Annotated in this window: 14 protein-coding genes and 2 pseudogenes; 5 read left to right on the plus strand and 11 right to left on the minus strand. The window is 60.6% G+C overall.

The features are described 5' to 3' along the window. Positions 1–22: 22 nt before the first annotated feature. Positions 23–832: a MipA/OmpV family protein gene (locus tag ACST81_RS18910; RefSeq protein WP_438749833.1), complete on the minus strand. Its 810-nt coding sequence runs from the start codon at positions 830–832 to the stop codon at positions 23–25. Positions 833–1,033: 201 nt separating this feature from the next. After that, complete coding sequence (locus ACST81_RS18915; RefSeq protein WP_438749834.1) at positions 1,034–1,849, minus strand: AraC family transcriptional regulator; 816 nt, start codon at positions 1,847–1,849, stop codon at positions 1,034–1,036. Between the two features lie 111 nt (positions 1,850–1,960). On the opposite strand from ACST81_RS18915, the gene ACST81_RS18920 reads away from it, so the two are divergent. Next, positions 1,961–3,160 carry an MFS transporter gene (locus ACST81_RS18920; protein WP_438749835.1) on the plus strand — a complete coding sequence of 400 codons (1,200 nt, stop codon included), beginning with the start codon at positions 1,961–1,963 and terminating at the stop codon, positions 3,158–3,160. Positions 3,161–3,162: 2 nt separating this feature from the next. On the opposite strand, the gene ACST81_RS18925 is transcribed toward ACST81_RS18920, so the two are convergent. Then, positions 3,163–3,591, minus strand: a complete 429-nt coding sequence (locus ACST81_RS18925; protein WP_438749836.1) for a CopD family protein — start codon at positions 3,589–3,591, stop codon at positions 3,163–3,165. Positions 3,592–3,961: 370 nt separating this feature from the next. Here ACST81_RS18925 and ACST81_RS18930 point away from each other — a divergent pair, with 370 nt between their 5' ends. The 4 genes from ACST81_RS18930 to ACST81_RS18945 all read left to right on the plus strand — a co-directional run bounded on the left by ACST81_RS18930 (position 3,962) and on the right by ACST81_RS18945 (position 9,494). Beyond that, positions 3,962–5,005, plus strand: coding sequence for a polyamine ABC transporter substrate-binding protein (locus ACST81_RS18930; protein WP_438749837.1), 1,044 nt, complete (start codon positions 3,962–3,964; stop codon positions 5,003–5,005). Beyond that, on the plus strand, positions 5,002–7,395 hold the full coding sequence (locus ACST81_RS18935) for a putative bifunctional diguanylate cyclase/phosphodiesterase (protein ID WP_438749838.1): 2,394 nt from the start codon (positions 5,002–5,004) through the stop codon (positions 7,393–7,395). Before ACST81_RS18930 ends, ACST81_RS18935 begins: the two co-directional genes overlap by 4 nt. 199 nt (positions 7,396–7,594) lie before the next feature. Then, positions 7,595–8,869: a phosphoribosylamine--glycine ligase gene (purD, locus tag ACST81_RS18940; protein ID WP_438749839.1), complete on the plus strand. Its 1,275-nt coding sequence runs from the start codon at positions 7,595–7,597 to the stop codon at positions 8,867–8,869. 94 nt (positions 8,870–8,963) lie between these two features. Continuing rightward, positions 8,964–9,494, plus strand: coding sequence for a plant virulence effector HPE1-like domain-containing protein (locus ACST81_RS18945; protein ID WP_438749840.1), 531 nt, complete (start codon positions 8,964–8,966; stop codon positions 9,492–9,494). Between the two features lie 234 nt (positions 9,495–9,728). Here the strand turns inward: ACST81_RS18945 and ACST81_RS18950 are convergent, their stop codons facing one another. The 8 genes and pseudogenes from ACST81_RS18950 to aroA form a co-directional block, all read right to left on the minus strand. Then, complete coding sequence (locus ACST81_RS18950; protein WP_438749842.1) at positions 9,729–10,055, minus strand: helix-turn-helix domain-containing transcriptional regulator; 327 nt, start codon at positions 10,053–10,055, stop codon at positions 9,729–9,731. A gap of 2 nt (positions 10,056–10,057) precedes the next feature. Next, on the minus strand, positions 10,058–10,384 hold the full coding sequence (locus ACST81_RS18955; RefSeq protein ID WP_438749843.1) for a type II toxin-antitoxin system RelE/ParE family toxin: 327 nt from the start codon (positions 10,382–10,384) through the stop codon (positions 10,058–10,060). A 148-nt stretch (positions 10,385–10,532) separates the two neighbouring features. After that, a pseudogene (locus ACST81_RS18960) lies at positions 10,533–11,183 on the minus strand (DALR anticodon-binding domain-containing protein); the annotation flags it as partial. Then, positions 11,157–13,019: pseudogene (gene glyS, locus ACST81_RS18965) on the minus strand (glycine--tRNA ligase subunit beta); the annotation flags it as partial. The pseudogenes ACST81_RS18960 and glyS, both read right to left, overlap by 27 nt. Positions 13,020–13,113: 94 nt before the next feature. After that, positions 13,114–13,410: a HigA family addiction module antitoxin gene (locus tag ACST81_RS18970; RefSeq protein WP_438753678.1), complete on the minus strand. Its 297-nt coding sequence runs from the start codon at positions 13,408–13,410 to the stop codon at positions 13,114–13,116. Positions 13,411–13,425: 15 nt separating this feature from the next. Then, positions 13,426–13,707 carry a type II toxin-antitoxin system RelE/ParE family toxin gene (locus ACST81_RS18975; protein ID WP_438749845.1) on the minus strand — a complete coding sequence of 94 codons (282 nt, stop codon included), beginning with the start codon at positions 13,705–13,707 and terminating at the stop codon, positions 13,426–13,428. Positions 13,708–13,799: 92 nt separating this feature from the next. Then, a complete protein-coding gene (locus ACST81_RS18980; RefSeq protein ID WP_438749846.1) occupies positions 13,800–15,731 on the minus strand; it encodes a DUF2207 domain-containing protein in 1,932 nt (643 codons plus the stop codon). Positions 15,732–15,777: 46 nt separating this feature from the next. After that, positions 15,778–17,052: a 3-phosphoshikimate 1-carboxyvinyltransferase gene (gene aroA, locus ACST81_RS18985; protein WP_438749848.1), complete on the minus strand. Its 1,275-nt coding sequence runs from the start codon at positions 17,050–17,052 to the stop codon at positions 15,778–15,780. Positions 17,053–17,133 lie beyond the last annotated feature (81 nt).

Below are 17,133 nucleotides of genomic sequence, written 5' to 3' on the forward strand. Positions count from 1 at the left end.
AAGCGATCAGGCCCTGTGTGCTTCAATCCAGCGAGAAATCGAAGCGATAGGTCGCCGCAAGGCCGAACAGCAGCTGGTTGCGGCTGCCGCCTTCCTTGACGATGCTCGAGTCGGCGGCCGGTCCCATCAGGCGCTTGTATTCGACGAAGGCGCTGGTATCGAGCTTTTCGGTCGCCTGCCAGGTGATGGCTGCACCTGCACCGACGGAACCGATGCCGCCGGAGGGCGTATATTTGGAATAGCCGGATTTTGCCGCTTCAGACGAGCTTACCCCGTAATAGGCGTCGAAATAATCGCCGGTCGCCGCCGACAGGCGCGGACCGGCAGACAGGCGGACATTGTCGCTGACATCGACGAAACCATCGGCAGCGACATCGGCAACCAGGCCGTGATGGCTGCGGATGCCCTGGCGCAGTTCGGCGCGGATGCGCAGCCAGTCCGTCGGATAGACTTCGGCGAAACCGCCGAGTTCACCGCCGAAGCGCACGGGATCGAGCCCTTTCAGGTCGGAGGACGTATCCTCGTCGCGCTCGAAGATCAGCTTTCCGGCGACGCCGGCGCGGAATGCGCCTTGGTCCACGAAGGCAAAAGCCGGATTGTCGTTACGCGAGGAGAAGCGAACCGTGCTGCCGGCGCGTCCGAACGAGATCAACGGCGCGGCCTGGAACAGGCGATCCGAACCGCCGTCATATTTCGGCCCGATGAAGCCGGTCGCGCCGACCTTCAGATACCAGTCCCCCGACCAGAAATGCTGACCATCCTGCGCATTCGCAGAGAGGGACGCAGCAAGAAAAAGACCTGCGGAAAGAGCGAAAACAGACGGACGGAACAAGGCGGCAACTCCGGATACAAGCCCTTGGACGCACGATGCCAAGGATCCCGGCAACGAAAGGGCAAACTGACATGGGTCGTTTCGGCGCGTTATAGCCTTGCCTCCCTACCATCCCGTTAACCAGACGTCTTCAGCCATTCTTTCCCGTGATGTGCTGCTTATATTCAACAGGATCATGGATTTAACAGGTAACTGCCCGCCTCATGCCGCGCGGGATTTCAGATAGGTGCTGGGTGAACTGCCGAGCATGCGGCGGAACATCGTCGTGAACGCGGCGATGTTTTCGTAACCGGCGTCGAGCGCGACATTGGTGACCGGTTCTCCCGCTGCAAGGCGCGGCAGCGAGGCGAAAAGGCAGGCCTGCTGTCGCCAGGTGACGAAGCTGACGCCGGTCTCGGTGCGAAACAACCGGGTGAAGGAACGACGGCTCATGCCGAGCGCGCCCGCCCAGTCGTCGATGCCGGCGTTGGCGTCGGGCGCCTTTAGAAAATGTCGGCACAAGCGGGTGAGCCGCTCGTTACCGGGAAACGGCAGGCCAAGCGGTCGCTCCGGCAGGCGGCCGATTTCGTCGAGCAGCAATTCCATGATCAGCAACTGGCGCCGCTCGGACATCGGCCTGTCATCCGACAATACCAGTTCCTCGATCAGACTTGCGGCAAGCGTCGTCACTTCCAGCACACGCGGATCCTGCACATCGACGACGGAGGCGCCGACATAGATCGAATGCATGCGCACATCGCTGATCATCTCGGTGGAATGCTCGAGTCCGGCGGGAATGAGCAGCGCGTGACCGGGCGGGATCATCCAGCGCCCGCGCGTGGTGCTGACCAGCACGACACCGCTGCGCGCGCACCAGAGTTGCGCCTTCCCGTGGCTGTGGGCCGGAACCCGGAAGCCGGCGGGATAAACACGCCCAAGCGCCACGACCGGTTCATTGGCCATCTCGATCCAAGACAGGCTGGCGAAATGGTCTTGTTGGTTCTGGATTGTCGCACCGGTCAGGTCGATTGTTCGCATTTGGCCCACTCTCGAAAGTATGCGACCAGAGCACGAAAGCAGGCCACATTCAAGCATTGTAGAGACGGTGTTTATCCAAAATACGTGAACGACGGGCAAGGAACACCAGCCATGGCCAGTATTACATCGGGCGCACCGATCAACGCGGAAAAGACGGCGGTTTCCGTCATTCTCGCCGTCAGCTTCTGCCACATGATGAACGACATCATGCAGTCGCTGCTGACCTCGCTCTATCCGCTGCTCAAGGAAAATTATGCGCTCGATTTCGTCCAGATCGGCCTGCTGACGTTCGCGTTCCAGGTCACAGCATCGCTGCTGCAGCCCGCCGTCGGCGTCGTCACCGACCGCTGGCCCATGCCGTTCTCGCTGCCATCGGCCATGCTGTCGACCTGCGCCGGCCTGATCACGCTCGCCAATGCCCATGAATTCTATGTCCTGGTCATTGGCGCCTGCCTGATCGGCATCGGCTCGGCCATCTTCCATCCGGAAGCGTCGCGCATCGCCCGGCTTGCCTCCGGTGGCCGCCATGGCCTCGCGCAGTCGCTGTTCCAGGTAGGCGGCAATACCGGTACGGCGATCGGGCCGCTGCTGGCCGCCTTCATCGTCGTGCCGCGCGGCCAGGGCAGCCTCAGCTGGTTCTCGATCATCGCGCTGACGGGCTTCGTCGTCCTGTCCTGGGTCAGCGTCTGGTACACCCGCCATCGCCGCAGTTCGGCCGGTCGCAGGGTCGTGAGCCGCACCCTGCCCCTGCCTCGCAACCAGGTCATCTGGACGCTGATCGTGCTGGTTATCCTGACCGCGACGAAGAATGCCTATCTCTCCAGCCTGTCCAGCTATTTCACCTTCTTCACGATCGATAAGTTCGGTCTCGGCGTTCAGGATGCGCAGTTGCTGCTCTTCCTCTTCCTCGGCGCTTCGGCTGCCGGCGTGATCTTCGGCGGCCCGATCGGTGACCGTTTCGGCGCCCGCTTCGTCATCTGGTTCTCGATCCTCGGCGTCATCCCGTTTGCACTGCTGCTGCCCTATGCCAACCTGTTTTGGACGGCAGCACTGGTCATCCTGATCGGTTTCATCTTCTCCTCGGCCTTCTCCGCCATCGTGGTGTTCGCGCAGGAACTGGTGCCCGGCCGCGTCGGCCTGATCGCCGGCATGTTCTTCGGCTTTGCCTTCGGCTTCGGCGGCATCGGCGCCGCGGTCCTCGGCATCTTTGCCGATCGCAACGGTATCGAGTTCGTCTATACCGTCTGCTCCTACATGCCGCTGCTCGGCCTGTTGACGGTCTTTCTGCCGAAACTGCCGAGCCACCGCTAGGCTCAGAACGGCTTCAGCACCACCAGAAACACGATCGCGGCAATGGCTGCGATCGTGATCAGACCGGAAGAACCGAGAAATCCGGGCGGCGTGCGGCCCGGATCGTTTGCCAGCCGCCGCACGGTCGCGGACAGGTTGCCGTGCAGCGCCGACAGCGCGATGACGACAGCCAGCTTGGCATGCAGCCAGGGCTGGCTGAACCAATCCCCTTCCCACGCCACGACAAGTCCGAATATCCAGGCGAGCCCCATGGCCGGCGAGGTGACGCGACTGTCCCAGCGCTTGATCGCCGCAAGCAAGGCGGTCTCGCGCTCGGAGCGCGGACAAGCCGCTTCCCGTAGCCAGAGAAAGCCCGCGGATAGCAGCACCATGCCGCCCATCCAGATGATGACCGTCAGGATATGCAGAGATTTCAACACCAGATAAAGCACGCAAGCCTCCCATTATTGGAGTGATATTGTTGGCACCGATCGCGGGACTTTTCGAGCGGGCCGAGACCTGCAATGGTGTCGCAGTTGCTTCCGATTTCAAGATTTCCCCAAAAAGGCAGACCAGAAGCCATCCCAACAAAATAGCTTGACACGATTCGGACATTTCCCTTTGTGCAACATTTCCATACGGACAATTTCATCCACCATGAGTTGCAAATGACATTTCTCAAACTGGTGAAAAAGTAGCGGGAACGCCCGTTTCTTCAGTCGTTGCGACATTTCGTCAAGAGACAGGACGAAGCCATCCCCTTGTAAGTATTCATCAAGCATTGCGCGCTAAGGTTCACCTGGGACTATCGGGGTGACCTTCATGCGCATATCATTCCTTGCCGTTTCCGCCGCTCTGGGCGCTTCGTTTGCAGCATCGCCGGGACACGCCGAAACGCTCAATCTGCTGATCTGGGAATCCTATATCGACCAGAACATCATTGATCGCTGGACAAAAAAGACCGGCGTCTCCGTCAATCAGATCTATTACGACAGCGGCGATGCGCGCGACGAAGTGCTGTCGGATCCGAACAGCAATATCGACATCGCCGTCGTCGGCGAGAACGGCGCCGAACTGTTCGGCAAACGCGGCGTGCTGGAGCCGCTCTCGGACAAGAACGTCGCATCGCTGAAGGATTACAAGCCCGAGTGGAATGCGCGTTGCGCCGGTTACGCGATGCCCTATCTCTGGGGCACCATGGGCATCGTCTACCGGTCCGACATGGTCAAGACCACGCCGACATCCTGGAACGACCTGATGTCGCCGGCGCCGGAACTGAAGAAGCATATCGCCATGTACGACGATCACAACGAGGCCTTCATTGCGCCCCTGGTCTTGCTCGGCAAGTCGATCAATGCCAACGACAACGAGACGCTGAAGGCCGCCTTCGAAGTGATGAAGAAGCAGGCACCGTTCGTGCTGACTTACGATTACGTGATTACCTCGATCCAAGACCCCGATATCGGCAAAAACATCCATATGGCGCTCGCCTATAGCGGCGACCAGCATGTGCTGAACGAGAAGGCAGGCACGCCTGGCGTCTGGCGCTATGCCGTACCGAAGGAAGGCACGCTCTCCTGGCTCGACTGCATGGCCGTGACATCAGCCTCGCCACGCAAGGCGCTCGCCTTGGATTTGTTGAACTATATCGGCTCTGCCGAAAGCGCCGCCGCCAACGCACAGAGCCTGACCATGCCGACCGCCAGCGAAGCGGCGTTGAAACTCATTCCGGCCGAGATGCGCGACAATCCGGAAATTTACACGCCGGCCGACATTCTCGCGAAGAGCCAGTACCAGAAGGAGCTTTCCGTCCAGTCGATCCAGACCCGCCGGCGCATCATCAGCTCGATGGCAAACTTCCAGTGACGCTTGGCAAACGCGCTTTTTTCCTGATCTTTCCGGTCGTGCTGGCAGGCTACCTGCTTGCCGCCGTGTCGGCCTATGTCGCACAGGGGCACTCCGTGCTTGCGCTCGAACGGGCACGCCTGTCGCAACAACTCGATCACATCGCCGCCATCTTCCGAAGCGAAGTCGCCCAGAGCCGCAGCTTTCTCTATTCGATCCTTGAAGGCAACGCGGTGCGCCTGTTCGTGTCCGAGACCGACGAAGCTTATCGCAACAATGCGCTGAGCCTGCGGTTGCAGCAGAGCATCGGCTCGCTGTCCGACGATCCGAAGAAATTCGTCTCCTTCGCCATCCTCAATCCGGACCTGTCGACCGGCTACTATTTCGAAAACAGCGACGATCCCTTTGCCGAAATCGGCGAGGCGCAGTTTTCACTGGCACGCCGGCTGACGGGCGGCAGCCAGCTCAGGGACTGGACATTCCTTCACGATGTGCAGACGCGACAACTGATCGTCTATTCCGAATTCATCGATCCCGTCACGTTCAGCCGGCCTTTGCCGAGCGCCAAGACGGGCGCGCTGCTTGTGCAGGTCGCGATCGAACCTACCCAGTTCCTCGAGATGCAGAAGACGCTGCAGGCGGAATATGAAACCGAGATCGAATTTGATACCGCACCGCTGCTGGTTGCCCGCGAGGATCTTTCCGCTTCCGTCCGTCTTGCGCCATCGGTGTTTGCGACGCTGTCGGCGCCTGAAAATCGCCAGTCCGGCAATATGGACCAACTGAAGCTGCTGCTCGGCTTTGGCGCGCTGACCATGAGCCTCGTCTCGGTCGGACTAATGATCGTGCTGATCCGGCGCTTCATCACCAATCCGATCTCGGCGCTCGACCTGCAGGTGACGGCCGTCATGAACGGCACGAACGACGGCATCAGGGAAACCGGCGCTGCCGGTGAAATCGGCCGTTTGACAGGCAATATCAAGCAATTGCACGACCAGTCACAGCGCGCGCTGAAGCTGGTGCAGCATGCGTCCTGGACCGACACGCTGACGGGCATCAGCAATCGCGGCCATTTCAACACGCTTGCCGCGGATATCATCCATGACGTGATAACCGAAGGCCGGCATTGCAGCCTGCTCTTCATCGACATCGACAACTTCAAGTTCGTCAACGACAAGTACGGCCACGAGGTCGGCGACGAACTCCTGAAAATGCTGGCGGCGCGGATTGAAGCTGCTGTCGGCGCGATCGTCATCCGCCGCGCCTTGGCTCCCATGGTCATTGCCCGGCTTTCCGGTGACGAATTCGCCATTCTCTTGCAATCGACGCATCGCGACGGGACAATCCGGGAAACCTGCGACGCGGTTCTCGCGCTTTTCTCGAACGGCTTTGAAGTCCGCGGCAAGCATTATCCGGTCACAGCCAGCATCGGCGTCGCCATCTGTCCGACGGATGCGACCAATCTCGCCGAACTGGTCTCGAACGCGGATGCGGCCATGTACCAGGCCAAGACCAACGGCAAGAACCGCTCTTCTCGCTTCTCCCGGGCGCTGCAGGACAAGCGCGACCGGGTCCGCCATATCCAGGAAGAGCTGCGGCTGGTCGATCCCGACGAGCAGTTCCACCTCGTCTACATGCCGATCGTCGATGCCGGCGGCAAGGTGACGGGTTGCGAGGCCCTGCTGCGCTGGGTTTCGCCTGTGCTCGGCAATGTGACGCCGGACGAATTCGTGCCGATCGCCGAGAGCAATGGCCTGTTCACCAAGATCGACTGGTGGGTGATCAACCGCGCCATGTCCGAGCACAATCGCCTCAAGGCACTGTTCGGGCAGGAGACGGTCCTGGCCATCAACATTTCCTCGGCCGAACTGCACTCCAAGTCGATCAGCGATTATTTCGTCAGCTGCGCGCAGACGCATGGGCTCGACCCGCGGATAATCGAAATCGAGTTGACGGAGACCTACGCGGTCAAGCTCGGTGACCAGTTGCATCGCAATATCGAAAGCCTGCGCGAGCGCGGCTTCCGTATTTCCATCGACGACTTCGGCGCCGGCTACACCTCCGTCCAGCAAATCATCGAATATACCGCCGACACGATCAAGCTCGACCGTGCCTTGGTGGACAACCTCGCCAACGAGGAATCGCTGCCGGCGCTCAAGGCGATGATCGCGCTCTGCCACGCACAGGACATGGCGGTGGTCGGCGAAGGCGTCGATACGAGTGAAAAGCTGGCCATGCTGACGGCGGCCGGCTGCGATCATTTTCAGGGCTATCTCATCAGCAAGCCGCAGACACTGTCGGATCTGGCGATCTGGGCACTGAAACGAACGGCCGAAATCAACGGCCATGATGGCGACCGCATTCTGGTCAGTGATCGCAAGCGCCGCGCCGGGACCTCCGATCTGTTCTGAACGCGGGGAATGCTGGTAAAGCCCGGATTTCTCCTTGACCTCGCGCCCCCCTCGCCTTAACCGCCTTTTCAACACTTACAGCGCCGCGCGTCAAATATGACGCGCAAAGGTCGCTGTACCACTTTAAATATGCTGCATAATTTTATCCTTAAATCGATTCCGATTTAAGGAATTATGCAGTAAGGCGCGGGAGCAGGCGATGAGAGTTCTTTTGATCGGATCGGGCGGACGCGAGCATGCCTTGGCATGGAAGCTGGCTCAATCGCCGCTCCTGACCGCGCTTTTTGCTGCTCCCGGCAATCCTGGAATCGCCGAGGAAGCCACCATCATCGACCTCAACACCGAGGACAACGGCGCCGTTCTCGCTTTCTGCAAGACGGAAGCCATCGACTTTGTCGTCGTTGGCCCGGAAGCGCCGCTGGTGGCCGGTCTTGCCGATACGCTACGCGCGGGCGGCATCGCCGTTTTCGGCCCATCTGCCGCCGCGGCCCAGCTTGAAGGCTCCAAGGGCTTCACCAAGGATATCTGCGCCAAGTATAATATCCCGACCGGTGCCTACCAGCGTTTTACATCGGCCGCACCGGCGAAAGACTATATCCGCGCACAGGGAGCGCCGATCGTCATCAAGGCGGATGGTCTGGCCGCCGGCAAGGGCGTCACGGTCGCGATGACGCTGGACGAGGCGCTGGATGCCGTCGACAGCTGCTTTTCCGGCGCGTTCGGTGCTGCCGGCGCCGAAGTCGTGGTCGAGGCCTATCTCGATGGCGAGGAGGCAAGCTTCTTTTGCCTATGCGACGGCAAGACCGCGCTGGCGCTCGCCTCCGCGCAGGACCACAAGCGCGTCGGCGACGGCGATACCGGCCCGAACACCGGCGGCATGGGCGCCTATTCGCCTGCTCCGGTGATGACGCCTGACATGGTCGAACGCACCATGCGCGAGATCATAGAGCCGACCATTGCGGGCATGTCCGACAGCGGCTATCCCTTTACCGGCGTGCTGTTTGCCGGACTGATGATCACCGCCAAAGGCCCGGAACTGATCGAATACAATGTCCGTTTCGGCGATCCGGAATGTCAGGTGCTGATGATGCGGCTGAAAAGTGATCTGCTGCCGCTGCTCCACGCGGCCGCGACAGGCACGCTTGCCTCCGTCAGCGCCGAATGGCGTGACGACGTGGCGCTCACGGTTGTCATGGCGTCGAAGGGTTATCCCGGCACCTACGAGAAGAACACGCCGATCGCCAGCCTGCCGGCGGCGGGTGATGTCACGAAAGTGTTCCATGCCGGCACGGCCCTGAAAGACGGCAAGCTGGTCGCGACCGGTGGCCGCGTGCTCAACGTTACCGCCATGGGGAAAACCGTCAGTACGGCCAAGGACACGGCCTATGCGACGCTCGATCAGGTGAAATGGGACAACGGTTTCTGCCGCCGCGACATCGGCTGGCAGGCTGTCGCCCGCGAGAAGACGGCCTGAAAACGAAAAACTCATTCAATTTTTACCAATTCTCCTGACGGGAACGTAACGGAGAACGGATATTTTCGTCTGACGATTTCAGAGGAGAATACCGATGCGCGCCCTGTTGTTCACTCTCGCCAGCCTCGCTTCAGCCGGTGTCGCCAGCGCGTCGTCGATTGAAAACCTCGCAACCGGTCCGACCGATGACCGCAGCGTCGCGCATTTCTCATGTCCCGATTGCACCGCGCCGGTCGTGGCCAGGAAGAACCTCTATGTCGTTCCGGAAATCGCCCATGGCTCGGAGCGGACGGAACTGAAGACCATCAACGGCGAGTTAAAAGTAGTGCGCACCGAAGCCTGGCTCGGCGGCTCCCCCGTGGTCTTCATCAGCAAGGCTTCGGACGATGATATCAAGGCTGCGGGAGCGAAGACCGCGCCTCGGAAACAGCCGCTGCAGACTGCCATAACAGCCGAAAAGCCGGCGCAATCCGAAGCCGCGGCGACGACGACACCGGTCATCGATACCGCCGCGAAAACCGGCTCGCTCGACACTGCGTCCATGGCCAGCATGGCGTCGCTCACGCCGCAAGACAGCCATTCACAAGAAGTTGATCTCGAAAAGTTCGAACTTCGGTTAAAATAATCTCGACCTCAACAGTCCCTGCCCTAGCCAGTCGTGCTTTACGGCTGAATCGGGCATTCGCCTCCAGGCGAGAAATTGCGTCCCCGAGAGAAGCGGGGGCGCAATTTTTTTGCCTTCTCGCCGTCCTCGGCCAAGGCAGACATCATCCGGTTATGTCAAGCTTGGCCGCCAGATCCTCGACCTGTCTGTCCGTCATAGCGCACGGCATGGCCCATGAGACAGGCGCTGACGTGGTCATGCCGCTTCTTCGATCACTTCCACGGAGACGCGGATGCCCGCCGCCCGCTGCAAATGCATGATCACATTAAACAGATTGTCAGCGCGAGGATTTCCGTTGGCGCTGAACATGCGCATCAGGCTTTTGGAGGAAATGCCGACGCTTTCGGCCAATGTCTCAAAGCCGATTGTCGCATTGATGTAATCACGGAGCACGGCCTTGCCGTCATCCAGATTGCCGGACAAAAGCAGATCAAGCGCTTCGGACAGCAAGGCGGAACGGAAAGCCTCGTCGCGATCGGCGCGCGCCTTGATCGTTTCACGAAAATCCCGTGTCAGCGTCATGATCACTTCTCCGCTTTCCGCCGTTTGTAGATCAGCCATCGCGCATGGGCGTCATCTATATCGCGTTGCTGGCGCTTCTTGGTGCCACCACCCAGGAGAAGGATCAGCACATTGCGCACGATTCCGAAATAGATTCGGTAACCGGGGCCAAAGTCGATCTTCAACTCCTGCAGTCCGCCGCCAATGCCTTTGACATTGGAAATATTGCCGCGTTGCAGACGATTCAACGCGACAACGACACGTGCGGCAGCCTGAGCATCCAGGTCATTGAACCATTCCGCGAAGGGACTGGTACCATCGACATCAATATACTCTTTCAGCTCCGGCATCGCATGGTAACCTATACGGTACTTTTGGCAAGCTCGACCGGAGTGATGCTAAAACGCGTCTCGGTCTTTCAGACTCGTTCTCACGCTTTCGCTTCTTTTTGTGGTATGTCGTTTTCGCAAAACCGCTGCACACTTTTGCGCGACATGCTCACCCCGCGATCTTCGAGAAATCGGCCACCGTTCCCGTGGCGGCGCGGATCTGGCCGAGCAGCGCAAGACGGTTGGCGCGGATGGCCGGGTCATCGTCATTGACGAGGACATCGGCGAAGAACTGGTCGACAGGGCCGCGCAGGGTCGAGAGCGCTTCCATGGCGGAGCGGAAATCCTCGCCGGCGATGGCCTTGCTGGCGTCTGACGAAGCCTGCGTGACTGCGGCGTAAAGCGCCTTCTCGGCATCAAGCTTCAAAAGCGCAGGATCGACGGTCGCGGCGACCTGTGTGCCCTTCTTTTCCTCGGCGGCCAGCAACTGCGTCGCACGCTTGGTGCCGGCCAGCAGGTTCATGCCCTCTTCCGACGTGATGAAGGCGGTGAGCGCCTCGACACGGCGGGCGACCATCAGGAGGTCGTCATTCGCGGCGGTGGCTGCGCCCCCCTCATCCGCCCTCCGGGCACCTTCTCCCCGCTGGGGAGAAGAGACCGATGCCGTATCCTCGCGCTCCCTCTTCTCCCCAGCGGGGAGAAGGTGGCCCGAAGGGCCGGATGAGGGGGGCGCAGCCAGCACCGCATCGATCAGGTCGTGGCGGGCACCGAGGTCACGCAAGTAGACCTTGAGGCGGTCGTGGAAGAAAGAGAGGAGATCCCGGACAATCACCTCGCCCGGGAGAAACCTGACAAATCGGTCTTCGTTCATTACATCGACAGAGCCTTGGAAATCTATCTCACCAGATAACATCGAAGATTTGTTTATGTACCAAAACGCATCTTTTTCTGCCGGGTCTTTCGTCATTAGGCTATGAGGATAGCCTCTGAAACTCCCAGTCTCCGTTTTATAATAAAGCGCGTGCCTCGCTTCAAATTTTTGAATATAAATCTCGTAAGCTTTCGACAAGATCTCATTCATTTTAAGCTGGTTATTCCGCTCTAACATCATGCGGATGACGCCGAGCGCCGCACGCCTCAGCGCATACGGATCCTTCGACCCCGTCGGCTTTTCATCGATCGCCCAGAAGCCAACAAGCGTATCCAGCTTGTCGGCCAGCGCGACCGTCAGGCCGACGGCATCTCCCGGCAGGCGGTCAGAAGGGCCGTTTGGCTTCCAGTGGTCCTCGATCGCGGCCGCGACAGACGCATCCTCGCCCTGTAGCAGGGCATACTTGCGGCCCATGACGCCCTGCAGTTCCGGAAATTCGCCGACGGCTTCCGTGCGCAGGTCGGCCTTGGCCAGCACCACGGCGCGATCGACGAGGGCCGCGTCCGCACCGGTGACCTTGGCCAATTCAGCAGCCAGCGTGCGAATGCGGGCAACGCGCTCGCCCTGCGTGCCGAGCTTGGCGTGGAACGTCACGTTCAGCGCATCGAGCTTGGCCATGCGCTGGTCGAGCGGCTTTTTGAGTTCGAGGTCGAATTTCGCGGCCGAGGCTTGAAGCGTTTCAAGGTCCGGCAGGTTGCCCTGGTCGCGGGTCCAGAAATGCTTGGCGTCGGACAGGCGCGCGCGCACGACCTTGCCGTTGCCGTGGACGATTTCCTTGCCGCCGTCGGTTGCCTCGATATTGGAAACGAGAATGAACTTGTTTGACAGGCCTTCCTCACCCTGTTTGCGGGTGACGAAGCATTTCTGGTTGGTCTTGATCGTCAGGCGGATGATTTCGGCCGGGATCGCCAGATAATCCTCCTCGAAGGCGCCCATCAGCACCTGCGGCCATTCGACGAGGCCGGACACTTCTTCCAGCAGGCCTTCGTCCTCGACCAGGTCCAGCCCGTTGGCAAAGGCGATGTCGCGGGCGTCATGCAGGATGATATCCTTGCGGCGCTCGCCGTCGAGCACGACCCTGGCCTTTTCCAGCTTTTCGATGTAATCGCCGAAGCGGCGAACGGTGATCGCTTCCGGCGCATGGAACCGGTGTCCGTAGGTGACATTCGAAGCGACGATGCCGTCAACCTCGAACGGAACGACCTGCGTTTCCTCGTTTTCCGGGCCGAAGGTGCAGACGATCGACTGCAGCGGCCGCACCCAGCGCAGGGAGCCGGGCTTTGCCGAGGCAGCACCCGAGCGCATCGGCTTCGGCCAGGGGAAATTGCGGATGATACCGGGCATCACCTCGGCGACGATCTCCTCGGTCGGCCGGCCCTGCTTGACGATATGGGCGATATAGAAATCGCCCTTCTTCGGATCGCTGTGGACATGCGCATCGGAGATCGAGGCAAGGCCCGCCTTGCGCAGGAACCCTTGAATCGCCTGTTCGGGCGCCGAGGTTGCCGGCCCCTTGATATCCTCGCGCACATCGGCCGAGCGGGTGTTGAGACCGCGAATATCCAGCGTCAGGCGGCGCGGCGTCCAATATTCCCGCGCGCCCTCATAGGTCAGCCCCGCCTCGACCAGCGCATCGGTCAGAAGCTTCTTCAGGTCACCGGCAGCCTTGCGCTGCAAACGGGCCGGGATTTCCTCGGAGCGGAGTTCAAGTAGAAGATCGGGCATGGACGGGATGCTTTTCTATGGGATCGATGGACTGCGCGGGACTTAGCAAGCCCGGCAGCAAAAGTCATCCATTCAATGGCGAAAAGTCAGGTTCTCATGCAGCATCGCGGACAGGGATTCGCTCAATCTCCGCACGATTTCGCTCCGCCTCGATTTTCAAGTCGTAGCTCACCTGCAAGCTCATCCAGAGTTCCGGCGTCGTGTTGTAGAAGCGCGCAAGGCGAAGTGCCGTATCCGTGGTCATCGCGGTCTTGCCTGCGACTATACGTTCGATCCGAGTCCTCGGAACATTCAGCTTCTTGGCAAGCATGCCGGCACTCATCTCCAACGGATCGAGATAGAGTTCCTTGAGAATTTCGCCCGGATGGATTGCGGGCAAGATATTACCAATCATCGGACCTCTCTCCTAATGATAATCGACGATCTCGACATCATCGGCGCCACCTTCCGACCACGAAAAGCAAATGCGCCATTGCTGGTTGATGCGAACCGAATATTGCCCCTCACGGTCACCCGACAGCTTCTCCAGTCGATTGCCGGGTGGCGACATCATATCCTTCAAGTCTCTCGTCGTATGCAAAAGAGCCATCAACTGCTGCGCACGCCGAACGAGATCCGCCGGAAAACCCTTCTTCACACTACCGTTCGCCACGGACAGCGTAAGTTCATCCTTGAACGAACGGATCATCCGCGCCTCCGCATTGTATCAGAGCATGATACATAAAAGCAGAGGCGTCAAGTATCACGACGCGATACAAAGGGCTGCCGGCTTTTGGCCCCTCACCACCCGCCTCCGCCACCGCCACCTCCGCCACCGCCGGAAAAGCCGCCGCCGGAGGAAAACCCGGAGGATGAGCTTTTGGGCGGTGGCGGCAGCGAGGAGGTCATGGTGCTGGCCATGGAACTGGCGAAGCCGCCCATGCGGTTGCCGAAGGAACCCGACTGGAAGGAATCGCCGTGATACCAGGCCGGCTGGTAGGCGGCGGCCCCTGCCGCCGCAGCGAGAAGCCAGCGATCGAACGTATCCGCCCATGGCTTTTCGACGCCGAGCGCCACGGCATAGGGCAGCAGTTTTTCGAAATGCTGCGGCGACATGTCCGGCGCGCCGGCCATGTTCATCCGCTCCTTTTCCGCCAGCGTCAGATATTGCCGGAGCCCATCGACGCCATCCATCATCTTCGAGCCGAGCGGCGTCGGCGCGCCCATCAGGTAGAGGAACAGCACATTGACCAGTACGATGCCACCCACGCCCAGAAGCAGCGGCACCTGGTGGCTTGACAATGCCGTGCTGACGACGACAGCCAGCGCGCTGAGCGCCGCCGCGATCAGGAAGAAGCCGAAGAAGGCGACGACGATGATCGCGCCGATCCGGGCAAACAGGCTGCCACGGCGCTTCAAGAGCTTGGCGAGGCTGACCGACAGCAGCGAAATGAAGACGGAGGCCAGAACCGGCAGCAGGACCAGCAGAACCGTGCTTTCGTTGAGAATGCCGGCGACGAAGACCGCCACAACGAACAGCGCCGACAGCACGATTCCACCGACCACATAGGCCGTATTGGCGTGGTAATACTTGTTGCGGTGCTCCTTTTCCATGGCGCTGCGGAAATCCGTTCCGACTTTCTGCACCGTTGGTCCGTTCGCCTTGTCGATCGTCAGCTTGCCGCCACGGCTCTGCACGGCGGACAGGAGCGCCGCCTCGCCGGTGGGCAGCGATGGCGGCTGCGTCTTGGCTGTCCTTGTAATGACGAGGGAGTTCTTCAGGTCTTCCAGCACCACATAGCCTTCGACTGCAAGATTGAGCGCCGCCGCCGAGAGGGCCGTCCAGCCCTCGCCGGAAAAACCCTTGTTGTCGATATAGTTGACCAGCGCTGGCGAAATGCCCCCAGGCGCATCCCAGCGCGGTACGACGACGCCGCGCGCGGGATCGCGGCCGACTTTCAGCCACATGCGCGAATAGTAGAGCGCCGCAATAACGAAGCCGGTGATGGCCAGGATCGGCGGTAGGTTGTCCTGCAGCCACCAACTGCGTTGCTGGGAGACAGAGGGCGGATCGATGCTGCCTTTCGGCATCTTGACGGCGATGGTCAGACCCTCATGGGCCCCGAGCGGACGGGTCGTGACGAAGACGAGTTGCGATCCCATCTTCGTAAAGCTGGCATTCCTGTCCGTCGCCCCTTGCCCGCCGGTAAAAACGGCCATGTCCTCGGCTTTTACGCCGGGCGGCAGCGTCACGGTCGCCGACACCTCATTGATCGGAAACACCCAGCCATTGCCGGTCACATTCCAGTAAAGCTCGTCATGATCGTTGAAATAACGGATCTGGCGGCCGGTCTCGTAAGTGATCCGGAAGATGTGCTGGCCGGCGGGCAGGAAGACATCCTTGTCGCCGGTATAGATGCGGATGCCGCCGCTGATGCTTTCGGTGTGATAGGGCTCTGATACGCCGTCGCGCTCGACGGAGACGAGATTGAAATCGACCCGGACGGTGCGGCCGCTGTCATCGACGAAGGTCATCGGGAAGTCGCGGTAGATACCGCGCTTGATCTGGTCGCCCTCGACATTCGCCGTGATCGTTTCGCTGACCGTCAAGAGGCCGCTTTTCGCCACCGTGATATCGGATCGATAGGCGGTGATGATCTCCTCGGCGCGGGCGGCAACGGCCAGAGCGAGGAAGACATGGAGGAAACCGAGTATCGCGATCAGGCGTTTCATGCGGTGGGTCCCCTCCTTGGTCTTCCGGTGATGCTGTTACATTGACTTAAGGCCGGTCACCCGTGAAGGCGACGCCGAGCGAGGCGAGTTCGTCCCAATAGCGCGGATAGGTCTTGGCGACGCAACCGGGATCAAGAATGGTGATGCCGTTGATCTTCAGCCCCGCCAGCGCAAAGCTCATGGCGATGCGGTGATCGGCGAACGTGTCGATATCGGCCGGCAGCGTCTGACCGGCCAGCGCCGGATCGGAGGCAACCAGCAGATCATCGCCTTCTTCAACGGCGAGACCCGGCCGGATATTCGTAAGGCCGGTTGAAAGTGCGCGGATCCGGTCGCATTCCTTGACGCGCAGGTTTTCGATGCCGACGAAGCGCACCGGCGTTTCGTTGAAGGCGGCGAGAACGGCAAGCGTCGGGATGGCATCCTGCATCTGCGAGCCGTCGATGACGGCAGGCATGCGTGGGAAGCTGGCGATGACCTCATGCGCCTTCGCGTCTGGCTGCGAAAACGCTTCCGCCGCCACACCGAGATCGATCCGCCCCCCCGTCAACACTTCCGCCGCCCAGAGATAGGTGGCAGCCGATGCATCCGGCTCGATGAGATAGTCGGTCGCCGTATAGCCAGTCGGCGCAACCTGCCAGACGGAAGGGCTCGCCTGTGTCACCTCGGCACCGAAGGCCCGCATGGCGGCAACCGTAAGATCGATATAGCCGCGCGCGCCGATTTCCTCACCCGCCAGCTCGATATTGACCGGACGCGAGCCGCCGGCCGCCGCCATCAGGAGGGCCGAGACATACTGGCTGGAAAGGCCGGCATCGATGGTGACGTGATCGCCTGAAAAATCGCCGGTGCCGGCAACGGTAACCGGCGGGCAGCCCGTCTCGGCCTCAACCTTGACGCCGAGTGAACGCAGCGCGGCCACAAGCGGCGCTATGGGCCGCTTGCGCATATGCTGGTCGCCATCGACGACCACCGTGCCATCGACAAGTGCTGCCGCAGCTGTCAGGAACCGCGTTGCGGTACCGGCGTTGCCGAGAAAGAGCGGCTTGTCGGCAGGCAGAAGCTTGCCCGTGCCGGTGACGACGAAGGTCGTGTCATCCGGCTCGGAGATGTCCACGCCCATGGCACGAAGCGCTTCCGCCATATAACGCGTGTCATCGCTCTTCAAAGCGCCGGTCAGGCGGCTCGTGCCCTTGGCAAGGCCGGCAAGAAGAAGCGCCCGGTTGGTGATCGACTTCGACCCCGGCGGGCTGACGCGACCTTCCAGCGGATGGCCGGGCGGCAGGATGGTGAGTTTCTGGTCTGCGTTGCTCATGCTCATGTCTCTTGATGCCTTCGGCGCGGCCTTTTGGCTGGGCCGTGGACTCCTGTCGATAATGGAAAGTCGTCTACGATGGAAAGC

Origin of the sequence: Pararhizobium sp. O133 (assembly GCF_051669845.1) — a bacterium.
GTDB lineage: Bacteria > Pseudomonadota > Alphaproteobacteria > Rhizobiales > Rhizobiaceae > Pararhizobium.

Coding starts and splice junctions, on each gene's coding strand:
- ACST81_RS18930 (WP_438749837.1), top strand. CDS start 3,962: ATGCGCATATCATTCCTTGCCGTTTCCGCCGCTCTGGGCGCTTCGTTT.
- ACST81_RS18975 (WP_438749845.1), bottom strand. CDS start 13,707: ATGATCCGTTCGTTCAAGGATGAACTTACGCTGTCCGTGGCGAACGGT.
- ACST81_RS18920 (WP_438749835.1), top strand. CDS start 1,961: ATGGCCAGTATTACATCGGGCGCACCGATCAACGCGGAAAAGACGGCG.
- ACST81_RS18955 (WP_438749843.1), bottom strand. CDS start 10,384: ATGCCGGAGCTGAAAGAGTATATTGATGTCGATGGTACCAGTCCCTTC.
- ACST81_RS18980 (WP_438749846.1), bottom strand. CDS start 15,731: ATGAAACGCCTGATCGCGATACTCGGTTTCCTCCATGTCTTCCTCGCT.
- purD (WP_438749839.1), top strand. CDS start 7,595: ATGAGAGTTCTTTTGATCGGATCGGGCGGACGCGAGCATGCCTTGGCA.
- ACST81_RS18945 (WP_438749840.1), top strand. CDS start 8,964: ATGCGCGCCCTGTTGTTCACTCTCGCCAGCCTCGCTTCAGCCGGTGTC.
- aroA (WP_438749848.1), bottom strand. CDS start 17,052: ATGAGCATGAGCAACGCAGACCAGAAACTCACCATCCTGCCGCCCGGC.
- ACST81_RS18950 (WP_438749842.1), bottom strand. CDS start 10,055: ATGACGCTGACACGGGATTTTCGTGAAACGATCAAGGCGCGCGCCGAT.
- ACST81_RS18915 (WP_438749834.1), bottom strand. CDS start 1,849: ATGCGAACAATCGACCTGACCGGTGCGACAATCCAGAACCAACAAGAC.